The 11,371-nt window shown below is 71.8% G+C and carries 10 protein-coding genes; 6 read left to right on the forward strand and 4 right to left on the reverse strand.

Annotated elements, in window-relative coordinates:
• Window positions 1-11 precede the first annotated feature (11 nt).
• The 3 genes from B2363_RS01290 to lepB all read left to right on the forward strand — a co-directional run bounded on the left by B2363_RS01290 (window position 12) and on the right by lepB (window position 3,458).
• Complete coding sequence (locus tag B2363_RS01290; RefSeq protein ID WP_286927899.1) at window positions 12-2,102, forward strand: hypothetical protein; 2,091 nt, start codon at window positions 12-14, stop codon at window positions 2,100-2,102.
• A 94-nt stretch (window positions 2,103-2,196) separates the two neighbouring features.
• On the forward strand, window positions 2,197-2,892 hold the full coding sequence (locus B2363_RS01295) for a DUF305 domain-containing protein (protein ID WP_286927900.1): 696 nt from the start codon (window positions 2,197-2,199) through the stop codon (window positions 2,890-2,892).
• Complete coding sequence (lepB, locus tag B2363_RS01300) at window positions 2,889-3,458, forward strand: signal peptidase I (RefSeq protein ID WP_286927901.1); 570 nt, start codon at window positions 2,889-2,891, stop codon at window positions 3,456-3,458. Before B2363_RS01295 ends, lepB begins: the two co-directional genes overlap by 4 nt.
• A 12-nt stretch (window positions 3,459-3,470) precedes the next feature.
• Here the strand turns inward: lepB and B2363_RS01305 are convergent, their stop codons facing one another.
• Together B2363_RS01305 and B2363_RS01310 are read right to left on the reverse strand one after the other, a co-directional pair.
• Window positions 3,471-3,770, reverse strand: coding sequence for a helix-turn-helix domain-containing protein (locus B2363_RS01305; RefSeq protein ID WP_286927902.1), 300 nt, complete (start codon window positions 3,768-3,770; stop codon window positions 3,471-3,473).
• Complete coding sequence (locus B2363_RS01310) at window positions 3,767-5,251, reverse strand: APC family permease (protein ID WP_286927903.1); 1,485 nt, start codon at window positions 5,249-5,251, stop codon at window positions 3,767-3,769. The genes B2363_RS01305 and B2363_RS01310 overlap by 4 nt, the downstream gene beginning before the upstream one ends.
• 100 nt (window positions 5,252-5,351) lie before the next feature.
• Here B2363_RS01310 and B2363_RS01315 point away from each other — a divergent pair, with 100 nt between their 5' ends.
• The 3 genes from B2363_RS01315 (at window position 5,352) to B2363_RS01325 (ending at window position 9,820) form a co-directional block, all read left to right on the forward strand.
• Window positions 5,352-6,692, forward strand: coding sequence for a DNA polymerase IV (locus tag B2363_RS01315; RefSeq protein WP_286927904.1), 1,341 nt, complete (start codon window positions 5,352-5,354; stop codon window positions 6,690-6,692).
• Window positions 6,689-8,821: a S9 family peptidase gene (locus B2363_RS01320; RefSeq protein WP_286927905.1), complete on the forward strand. Its 2,133-nt coding sequence runs from the start codon at window positions 6,689-6,691 to the stop codon at window positions 8,819-8,821. Before B2363_RS01315 ends, B2363_RS01320 begins: the two co-directional genes overlap by 4 nt.
• 102 nt (window positions 8,822-8,923) lie before the next feature.
• The gene (locus B2363_RS01325; RefSeq protein ID WP_181756235.1) at window positions 8,924-9,820 is read left to right on the forward strand and encodes a sigma-70 family RNA polymerase sigma factor; all 897 of its coding nucleotides are present in this window, start codon (window positions 8,924-8,926) and stop codon (window positions 9,818-9,820) included.
• 33 nt (window positions 9,821-9,853) lie between these two features.
• On the opposite strand, the gene coaE is transcribed toward B2363_RS01325, so the two are convergent.
• Together coaE and B2363_RS01335 are read right to left on the reverse strand one after the other, a co-directional pair.
• The gene (coaE, locus tag B2363_RS01330; RefSeq protein ID WP_286927906.1) at window positions 9,854-10,459 is read right to left on the reverse strand and encodes a dephospho-CoA kinase; all 606 of its coding nucleotides are present in this window, start codon (window positions 10,457-10,459) and stop codon (window positions 9,854-9,856) included.
• 10 nt (window positions 10,460-10,469) lie between these two features.
• Window positions 10,470-11,363, reverse strand: coding sequence for an SH3 domain-containing protein (locus B2363_RS01335; protein ID WP_286927908.1), 894 nt, complete (start codon window positions 11,361-11,363; stop codon window positions 10,470-10,472).
• Window positions 11,364-11,371: the final 8 nt, after the last annotated feature.

Genomic DNA, 11,371 nt, shown 5'->3' on the forward strand with positions numbered 1-11,371 from the left:
AGAGAAGTCCGATGCGAATGAAGACACTGACGCGGATCGTCGCCGCCGGCGCCACCGCATTCCTCACCGCGGGGCTCGTGTCGGCCCTGCCCCCGTCGGCAGCCGCCGCCGAGGACTCGCCCCTGGCCTGCGCGGACAGCGCGATCACGAAGGAGCTCGAGAACGGCTCCGCCTGGCGGATGTGTGCGCGCATCCACCCGATCAAGGGCCTCATCCTCGAGCAGATCGAGTTCAAGCCCGCGACCGGCGAGTACGAGTACGCCGGGTACAAGCGGGTCCTGGACCAGCTCAACATCGCCCAGCTGAACGTGCCGTACGACACCGGTCACGTCCAGTACAACGACATCACCTCCTACGGGTTCGGCAAGCAGTACCTGATGACCCAGGGCCCCGAGGTCTGCAGCGGCGAGGCGCTCGACGTGGACCAGTCGTTCACGTACAGCGGCCGGCTCGTCGAGCGGACCGTCCCGGGCATCTGCGTGCAGGAGGACCCGATGGGCCTCGTCACGCACGCCCAGGAGACCCAGATCGGCGGCGGCACGCTGTACGCCGACCAGGGCACGGCGCTCGCGGTCTCGTCCATCTCGAAGATCAGCTGGTACGAGTACCAGCAGCGGGTGACGTTCGACGACCACGGCCAGATCGACGTCGGCCTCGGCGCGACGGGCGACATCGCCCCCGGCTGGGCGTCCGACAGCGGCAACGCGTTCTTCGGCAACAACCCGAAGACCGGCTGGCCGCTCTCGGGCAAGTCGTCGGTGACCACCACGACCGGCGGCGAGACCACGACGAAGGAGATCCAGTCGTACGCCGGATCGCACTGGCACAACGCGATGTTCAAGGTCGACTTCGGCATCGACAAGGGCGAGAAGCAGACCGTCGAGCAGTGGGACTTCGCCAGTCCCGGTGCCGGGACGCGGGCCCCGATCGTCGAGGGCACCGGAACGGTCAAGAGCTCGGCGTTCACGTCGATCGAGAACGACGACCACGACGAGCTCAGCTGGTGGCGCGTCCTCAACCCGAACAGCAAGAACAAGGACGGCCACGCCCGCTCCTACGAGATCGTGAACAACAACACGTCGAACGCGCTCATCCCTGACTGGGCACCCTCGGTGACGTTCACGAACTACCGTTCCTGCGAGGAGTACGCGTCGGACAACCTCAACGCGGGCTGCCCGGGCAAGGGCATCCTCGACTACGTGGCGGGTGACACCCACGAGCTGACCGACCCGGTCGCGTGGGTCAACGTCGGGTTCCACCACACGGACAAGGACGAGGACCAGTCGCCGATGCCGATCCACTGGCAGAAGTTCCAGCTGGTGCCGCGTGACTTCTTCGCGCAGAAGCCGACCATCACCGATTCGCGCAAGTGCATCAACGGTCCGTTCTCCTCGGTCAACGCGGTGACCAAGCCGTGCACCCCGGAGAACACGGTCAAGCCGAAGATCAGCGACAAGGCCGACGGCGCCGCCGCGGTCGTGCCGGCGGTCGGCAAGGTCCTGACGTCCAGCACGGGTACGTGGCGCAGCGCCGCGCAGCGGCTGACGTACGCGCACACCTGGTTCCGCAACGGCGAGGCCGTGTCGACCGGTCAGGACTACACCCTGACCGAGGCCGACATGAACGCGTCGATCACGGTCAAGGTGAGCGCGTCCGCCGCCGGCTTCCCCACGAACGTCGCGGAGTCCGATGCGCTCGTCTGGGGCACCCCGCCCACGACGGAGCCGACGCCCGAGCCGACGACGGAGCCCACCACGGCCCCGACGACGGCCCCGACGACGAGGCCCACCACGGCCCCGACGCCGCGGCCCGTCGTGAAGTCGACGCCGAAGCTGTCGGTGCGCCTCGCGGCCACGACGGTCAAGCCCGGCCGGACGAACAAGGTCGCCGTCACGGTGACCGCCGGTGGCAAGCCCGCCACCGGCAGGGTGTCGATCACGGTGGACGGCAAGGTGAGGACCCTGACCCTGGTGAAGGGCAAGGCCAACCTGACGTTCACGGCACCGAAGAAGCCCAAGGGCTACGCGGTGAGGGTGTCCTACTCGGGCAGCTCCACCGTGAAGGCGGGCAGCACCTGGGTGAAGCTCACGGTCAAGAAGTGACCACGAGCTGATCCGACGGACCGGGGCGTCACCCCACGGGCGGCGCCCCGGTCCACCCCTTCCCCCCTCGACTCCCCCGACGACGGAGCTCCCCATGCGCATCCAGGTACTCCTGCGAACCGCCGCCCTCACGCTGGCGGCCACGACCCTCGCCGCCTGCGGCACCGAGACCCAGCAGGTTGCGCTGGGCGGCACGAAGGCAGCCGACACCGCCGAGCGGCGCGAGACCGTCGAGCGCCCCTGGGGCACCGTCAAGACGTTCCCCCGCCTGCAGAAGGCCGAGCCGCCGAGCGCGGCCGACGTGGTGTTCACGCGCGACATGATCATGCACCACCGCCAGGCGATCGAGCTGGCGGAGAACGTGCGCCGGCACGAGGACCTCGACGACCGGATCGGCTCGTCGGCGCGGTTCATCATCCAGGACCAGAAGAACGAGATCACGACCATGAAGGCGTGGCTCCGCGCCTGGCAGGACACGACGGGTTCCACGTCGGACGCGCACGACCACGACACCGACGTGATGCCGGGCATGCTCCCGCAGGCGCGCGTCGACGAGATCACCGAGCTCGACTCCCCCGAGGCACAGGTCGCGTTCCTGCGAGCGATGATCGAGCACCACGAGGGTGCCGTCACGATGTCGCAGGACTACCTGCCCGAGCAGTCGAACGCGTTCGTCCGCAGCACCGCGACCCACGTCATCAGCGAGCAGACCACCGAGATCAAGTACATGCGGAACCTGCTCGCGCAGTGGTGCGAGACGGACGGACCCGCCACGTGCACCCGGCCGTGAGTCTGCGCCGGCCCCGCCACCTCGGGTGGTGGGCCGGAGCGGCCTCGGCGGGTCTGGTCACCCTGTCCCTCGCGACAGGCCTCGTCGGCCACGCCACGGTCACCTCGCCCTCGATGGCACCGGCGCACGACGCCGGCAGCACCCTGCTCACGACCACCCTCGGCACGAGCCGGCTGGACCGCGGCGACGTCGTCGTGTTCGACATGCCGCGGAGCTGGAGCGACGCCGAGCGTCAGCGACTCGGAGCCGCTCCGGGCGACACGTCGGGCGCCGAGGCGATGGTCAAGCGCGTGATCGGCCTCCCGGGCGACCGCGTCACGTGCTGCGCCCCCGGCGGCACCCTGATGCGCAACGGTCGGGTGCTCGACGAGCCGTACCTGGCCGAGCCGCCGGCCGACGTCGCGAACGGCACGTACGACGTCACGGTGCCGCCCGGCCACGTCTGGGTACTGGGCGACAACCGGCGCCGGTCGTTCGACTCCCGCGCGATGCGGGCCCGGCCCGGCGAGTCGGGATTCCTCCCACTCTCGAGCGTCAGGGCGCGGGTCCTGCTCGGCTGGCCGTGAGGCCCCGTCCTCCTAGGACTCGTCGGTCGGGTCGAGCGGAGCCACCGCCCCGGCGAGATTGCGCACCCGCTGTCCCATGGCGAAGCCGGAGAGGTCGGGACTGCGCACGAGGTACTCCTGCTGCACGAGGTGCTTGAGGATCCGGTACGCGGTGGCGCGCGGCATGCCGAGGGTCTCGGCGATCTCCCGCGCGGACACCCCGGCCCCCGAGCGGGCCACCTGCTCGAGGATGGCGAAGGCGTTGTCCACGGCTCCGGGCTCCCGCCCGCGAAAGGGCGTGGGCGGCGCCTTCGAGGGCGAGTCGCTGCTCATGGGCCCAGCAGGTCCGTCGTGATCGTCTCGTCGTGGATGCCCATCCTCCGCAGCGCGCGGCGCCGGTGCGAGCGCAGCCACACGAACCACAGCACGCCGCCGGCGAGGGTGGCGGCCGTGAGCACCAGGCCGCCCCGGTCCCCCTGCCGGACGTCCTCGACCGTGTCGAGCGTCGCGAGCGTGATCGTCAGGACGACCGCCAGCGCCGCGACCGCGACAGGGCCCGGCGTGACCTCGTCGATCCGCACGAGGAAGACCGGCAGCGCCAGCGCGACGAGGGCGTACGCCACGATCAGGACCAGCACCGCCGACCGGAGCAGCGTCATCGAGAGCTCGCCGACCTCGCGCCCCAGCAGCAGGGTCACGGTGGCCGGGGCGATCGCGAACGGCGTGACCACGGCCAGCGCCGCGACGGGAGAGCCCCAGCGGGCATGAGCCCGACCGAGTGACGCGGGCAGCGCGCCCTCGCGCGCCAGGGAGAAGATCACCCGGGCGAGCGCGTTCCAGGCACACAGCGCGAGCGCGAGGAACGAGAGCGCCAGCAGGCTGCTGAGGATCGCGTCGGCCACGTGGACGTCGACCGAGTCGGGGAACCAGCGCTGGGCCGGGCCACGCCGGTGGTCGCCCGCCACGAGCGGCGCGTTCGCCGCCAGGAACCCGAGCGCGTAGAGGACGGCCGCGACGAGGACGGCGCCCGTCATCGCCCGTGGGACGCTCCAGAACGGTCGCTCGGCCTCCCCGGCGAGGGCGGCCGCGGACTCGAAGCCCACCGTGATCCCCATGACCACCGTCGCGCCGAGCACGATCCGCCCGGGGTCGGCTCCTTCGAGGGAGAGCACGGACGCGGACGGCAGGCCCTCACGCGTGATCGTGAGGGCGACGAGCAGGAGCAGCCCCACCACGAGCGCGGACTCGACCACGAGCGCGAGGCGGGTCGCGACGCGCACGCCGCGCACCGACACGAGCAGGCACACCGCGATCGCGGCGATCCCGATCCACCACTGCGACCATGCGTCCACCGCCACACCGTCCGGGGAGCCCGTCGTGACGGCCTCGCTCGACCGGCGGATCGCCTGCGAGATCCCGAAGGCCACGAGGATCCCGTAGCCGAGCAGCATCGAGGTGCCGACGAGCAGCCCGGCGAACGGCCCCAGTGAGCGCGTCACCCACGTGTACATCGAGCCGGCCGCAGCGATCCGGGTCGCGAACTGGGAGAACACCGCCGCCAGCAGCAGCGCCAGGCCGAAGCCCAGGACCGCGCTCAGCCACGCGCCGGGACCCACGACCCGCATCAGGACGAACGGGACGCTGAGGGCACTCGCCGCCGGAGCGATCACGGCCACGGAGTTGGCCAGCAGGTCCTCGGGGCGCACGGCGCGCCGGTCGAGCCCCACGAGGTCGGACTGGGGGCGCACGTCCGGGACCGACGGCGGGTCGGCGATCGCGCGCGCGAGCGCGCGGGACTCGGAGGGGAACCTCATGATGGCGTCAGGCTAGGGACGACGCGTGTCCTGCCTGTTACGCCTCCGTGTCACCCCGCGAAAGCCGTCGCCGCCGGGCGCCACCGGGGAGAATGGGCACATGCGTCCGACGGCCTCGATCCTGCACCTGGACCTGGACGCGTTCTTCGCCTCGGTCGAGCAGCGGGACAAGCCGTCGCTGCGCGGCAAGCCGGTGATCGTCGGCGGGATCGGCCAGCGGGGCGTGGTCTCGACCGCGTCGTACGAGGCGCGGCGCTTCGGCGTCCGCTCCGCGATGAGCATGGCCGAGGCCCGGTCGCGGTGCCCGCACGCGGCCTTCCTCTCCGGCCGGTTCGACGCGTACCGCGCGGCCTCGTCGATCGTCATGGAGCGCCTGCGACGCCTGTCCCCCGCCGTCGAGCCGCTCTCCCTCGACGAGGCGTTCGTCGACCTGGCGGCGGGCGAGGCGTTCGACCCAGACGCCGTGCCCGAGCTCGTCGCCGAGCTGCGCGCCGACGTCACCCGGCTCACCGAGGGGCTCACCGCCTCGGTGGGCGTCGCGCCGTCGAAGCTCATGGCGAAGATCGCCAGCGAGATCGAGAAGCCCGACGGCTCCTTCATCGTCGCGCCGGGCACCGAGAAGGACCTCCTGGAGCCCATGCCGATCACCGTGATCGCCGGGGTCGGGCCGGCCACCGCGGCCCGGCTGCACCACGTGGGGATCACGCGGGTCGGCGACGTGTGGCGTCACACCGAGGCCGAGCTCGTCGACCTGCTCGGGGCCTCCGCCGGAGCCTCGCTGCACCGGCTGTCCCGCGGCATCGACGACCGCGCGGTCAGCTCGCACCGCGAGAACAAGTCCGTCAGCTCCGAGGACACCTTCGAGACCGACATCGTCGACCGGACCGAGCTGGGGCTGATCTGCGACGCGATGGCCCGCCGCACCGCCGAGCGCCTCCGCCGCGCCGGCCTCTCGGGGCGCACGGTCACCCTCAAGGTGAGATATCACGACTTCAGCACCCACACGCGCTCCACCAGCCTCCCGGCGCCCACCGACCAGACCCGGACGATCGTGGCCATGGCACGCCGGCTGCTGGACGCCACCGACGTCGGCGGCGGCCTGCGCCTGCTCGGCGTGGGCATCAGCGGACTCGCCGACTGGGTGCAGGACGACCTGTTCGCACAGGAGGCCGAGCCGGACGCGGACGGCGTCCTCGAGGAGGCGGTGGACGAGACGCCCGAGCCGCAGCGACCGCGCGAGTGGTCCCCGGGAATGGACGTGCACCACGCCGAGCACGGGGACGGCTGGGTGTGGGGCCGCGGAATGGGGCTCGTCACCGTGCGGTTCGAGACGCGCCACACCCCGATCGGCCCCGTCCGGACCCTGCGCGCGGACGACCCCGACCTCGCGCCCGGCCATCGAGAGCCCGTGTCGCACCCGGCCGGTACGGTCGAGGAATGACCGACCCGCGGCCCGCCGTCCCCCGAGCCCCCCGCCGCCCCAGCGAGCGAAAGCACCACGACGACACCGTCGTCGATGCCTACGAGTGGCTGCGCGACAAGGACGATCCCGAGACGATCGCCTACCTCGAGGCCGAGAACGCCTGGGCCGAGGACACCACGGCGCACCTGGCCGAGCTGCGCGAGCAGATCTTCACCGAGATCAAGGACCGCACGCTCGAGACCGACATGTCGGTGCCCGTCCGGCACGACCGCTGGTGGTACTACTCACGCACCGTCGAGGGCCGCCAGTACGCGATCCGCTGCCGCGTCCCGATCGCCGGACCCGAGGACTGGGACCCGCCGGTGGTCGAGCCCGGCGCCACCCTGCCCGGCGAGGAGGTCCTGCTCGACTCCAACGACGAGGCCGAGGGCCACGAGTTCTTCTCCCTCGGTGCCTTCAGCGTCTCCGACGACGGCGACCTGCTGGCGTGGTCCGTCGACACCCAGGGCGACGAGCGGTACGCGATCCGCGTGCGTCGCCTCTCCACCGGCGAGGTCCTCCAGGACCACATCGAGGGCGCCGCACCGGGCGCCACGTGGTCGGCCGACGGTCGCCACCTCTTCTACGTCACCGTCGACGACGCCTGGCGTCCGCACCGGGTGTGGCGCCACGAGCTCGGCTCCACCGAGGACGACGTGCTCGTCTTCGAGGAGCCCGACGAGCGCTACTTCGTCGGGCTCGGCCGCACCAGCTCCGAGCGCTTCCTCGTGATCGCGGTGGGCTCGAAGGTCACCACCGAGGTGCGCCTGCTCGACGCCTCCGACCCCACGGACGAGTTCGACGTCGTGTGGCCGCGCCGCGAGGGCGTCGACTACTCCGTCGAGCACCTCGTGGTCGGCGGCCGCGACCAGCTGGCGATCCTGCACAACGACGGGGCGATCAACTTCGAGCTCGTGCTGGCGCCGCTCGAGGACCCCACCGCCACCACCGTGCTCGTGCCGGGCTCGGACGACGTCCGGCTCGAGGCCGCCGACGCCTTCGCGCGTCACCTCGTGCTGTCGTACCGCCGCGACGCCACCACCCGGCTGGCCCTCATGCCGATCGGCGACGACGGGATCGGCGAGGCGCAGGAGCTCGACTTCGAGGCCGAGCTCTTCACGTGCGGCCTCGCCGGCAACGCCGAGTGGGACCCGCGCTACCTGCGCATCGGCTACACCTCCTACGTCGAGCCCGCGACCATCTGGGACCTCGACCCCGCCACGGGCGAGCGGATCCTGCGCCGCCGGGCTCCCGTGCTGGGCGACTTCGACCCTCAGGACTACGAGCAGCACCGCGCCTGGGTCCGGGCCGACGACGGCGCGCTGGTGCCGCTCTCGATCGTCTGCCGCAAGGGCACGCCGCGCGACGGCTCCGCCCCCGGCGTGATCTACGGCTACGGCTCCTACGAGATCAGCCTCGACCCCGACTTCTCGATCTCGCGGCTCAGCCTGCTCGACCGCGGGTTCGTGTACGCCGTGGCGCACGTCCGCGGCGGCGGCGAGCTCGGGCGCGCCTGGTACGACCAGGGCAAGCAGCTGGCCAAGATGAACACCTTCACCGACTTCGTCGCGTGCGCCCGCCACCTGGCCGACGAGGGCTGGACGTCGGCCGACCGGCTCGTGGCCGAGGGCGGCAGCGCGGGTGGCCTGCTGATGGGCGCGGTGGCGAACCTGGCTCCCGACGCCTTCGCCGGCATCTTCGCCGACGTGCCGTTCGTCGACCCGCTCACCACGATCCTCGACCCCTCCCTGCCCCTCACGGTGATCGAGTGGGACGAGTGGGGCGATCCACTCCACGACCCCGACGTCTACGCCTACATGAAGCGGTACGCGCCCTACGAGAACGTCGCCGACGTGGCGTACCCGTCGATCCTCGCGGGCACCTCGCTCAACGACACCCGCGTGCTCTACGTCGAGCCCGCCAAGTGGGTCGCGCGTCTGCGCGAGGTCACCGGGGCCGAGCGGTCGGTGCTGCTGCGCACCGAGATGGCCGCGGGCCACGGCGGGGTCAGCGGGCGGTACGCCGCGTGGCGCCAGCGGGCGTGGGAGCTGGCGTGGATCATCGACACTGCGACGCAGGTCACCCGCGGCATTCCAAGAAACTCCTGAGAACGGAATCCCAGCGCTCTCGCGGTCGTTGTACCGGGTGAAGCCACCGTCAGGAGGATCACCGTGGAAGACCGTGAATTCGAGGGCAAGGACAGCGTCGGCATGTACCTGTCCGAGATCGCGCGCACCCCGCTGCTCGACGCCGAGCGCGAGGTCGAGCTGAGCCGCACGATCGAGGCCGGGCTGTACGCCCGCCACTTGCTCGAGACCGGCCGGATCGGACGTGCGAAGGGCGGCGCCCCGAAGCGCGCCACCCGCGAGGAGCTGGAGTTCATCGCCGAGGAGGGCGACCGCGCCGTGCAGGAGTTCGTCCAGGCGAACCTGCGTCTCGTCGTGTCGATCGCCCGCAAGTACGGGCGCGCCCAGATGCCGATGCTCGACCTCATCCAGGAGGGCAACACCGGCCTCATCCGCGCGGTCGAGAAGTTCGACTACGCGAAGGGCTTCAAGTTCTCGACCTACGCCACGTGGTGGGTCCGCCAGGCGATCACGCGCGGCGTGGCCCAGCAGGCTCGTGTCGTGCGCCTCCCCGTGCACGTCGTCGAGGAGCTCAACCAGGTCTCCGGCGCGCGTCGCAACCTCGAACGTCAGCTGGGGCACGACCCCGAGCCCGCCGAGATCGCGGCCGAGCTCGGCATGGACGTCGAGCGCGTCATCGACCTGCTCGCCTGGGGCCGTGACCACGTCAGCCTCGACTCCCCCGTGGACGAGGACGGCGACACGAGCCTGGGCGACCTGATCGCTCGTGACAGCACGCCCGGCCCCGACCTGGCGATGCTCGACCACGACGCCCGTGACCAGCTGCTCGCGCTCGTCGATCGCCTCGACGCCCGCGAGGCCGACATCGTCAAGGCTCGCTACGGCCTGCTCGACGGTCGTCAGCAGAAGCTCGCCGACATCGGCAAGCGCCACGGCATCTCCGCCGAGCGCGTGCGTCAGGTGGAGCGACAGGCGATCGCGCGACTGCGAGAGATCGCCGATCCCGAACTGGCCGCCTAGCGGCCATCCCCGGCCCGACGCTATGCAGCGGCGTCAGGCCCAGCGAGCGCCCGGCTCGACCAGGTCCTTCCAGACCTCGTCGATCCGGGCGCTCAGCTGTTCCCGGGTGCCGGTGTTCTCGATGACGACGTCGGCGGCCGCCCGGCGCTCCTCGCGGGAGGCCTGGGCCGCGATGCGGGCCCGGGCGTCGTCCTCGGTCATGCCCCGGTCGGCGACCATGCGGGCGATCTGCACGTCCTCGGGTGCGTCGACGACGATCACCACGTCGCAGGACGCCGCCGCGCCCATCTCGACGAGCAGCGGGTTGTCGTGCACGACGATCGCGTCGCCCGCCTGCTGCTCGCGCAGCGCGGCCAGGTCGCGGATCGCGGGGTGCGTGATCGCCTCGAGGTCCTTCAGCGCCGCCGGATCGGCGAACACGAGCGAGCCCAGGCGCGGCCGGTCGAGCGTGCCGTCGGCGGCGATGACGTCGGCGCCGAACCGCTGCGCGATCAGGTCGAGCGCGGGGCTGCCGGGCTCGACCGCCTCACGGGCCAGCCGGTCGTAGTCGATGATGACGGCACCGAGCTCGGCCAGGCGACCGCTGACGGTGCTCTTGCCCGAGGCGATGCCGCCGGTGAGCCCGACCCGAGGTGCCATCAGCGCAGGCTCAGAGGGTGCCGGCGCTGCCGACGGTGGTGACGTGGACGTGGTCGTAGTGGTTGGCCGTAACGCCACCGCGGTCGCTCATGCCGCGCCATCCCTCGCCGCCGCGATCCACGCTCCAGATCCGCTGCTTGTATATCAGGTAGTCGACTCCGAGCTGGGTCCGATTCGCTTGCAGGAAGGCGGCGAGATCCCAGCCGTACTCCCCCCCGATCATGATGTCGAGCGAGTGCCCGGTGGCGTGCTCACCACGGCCGGCCAGACCGCCGTAGCTGGTGACTTCGGGGAAGCGGGCGCACACGGCGCGGTAGACGCGCACCGTGTCGGGCTGCAGGCCCGACTCGACGCCGGAGCCCCGCAGGCAGGCGGCCGTGGAGATCGCGCCCTCGGTGGGCCCGAGCTTGGGCTCCTCCTCGGCGACGAGCTCGCTGGCGACCCAGCGTGGGAGGTCGTTGTGCATGACCTGGGTCCAGCCGCCGCGGGTCTCGCCCGTGACCTGGAGAGTCTTGCCCTTGGCCACCGTGGCCAGCACCGGCGAGTCGTCGGAGGCGTCGGCACGGACCGGGACGGTCTTCTGTGCGTACAGGGAGCCCTTGACCAGGGCGTCGGCCTCGGCCGCGGACGGCAGGGGCGGGCGCTCGGCGCTGCTGCGCGAGGCGCGAGCCGGGGCCGTGCCACCGAGGGACTCGGTGACGATGTCGCCCTGGGCCGCGAGCGATGCGTCAGCGGTGGGGGCGGCGTCGGCCAGGGTGACCGAGGAGGTGCTGAGGGCGGCGACCGCGGCCACGCCGACGGAGGCCACACCGGTCGCGATGGCTCCGTGCCGACGGGCACGGACGTACCAAGGGTCGCGGACGACGGGCTTGCGCCGGTGTCCGGGCTTGGGGGTCTGGGTCATCGATACCA

Source organism: Aeromicrobium sp. UBA7512, assembly GCF_002476985.1.
Taxonomy (GTDB): domain Bacteria; phylum Actinomycetota; class Actinomycetes; order Propionibacteriales; family Nocardioidaceae; genus Aeromicrobium; species Aeromicrobium phoceense.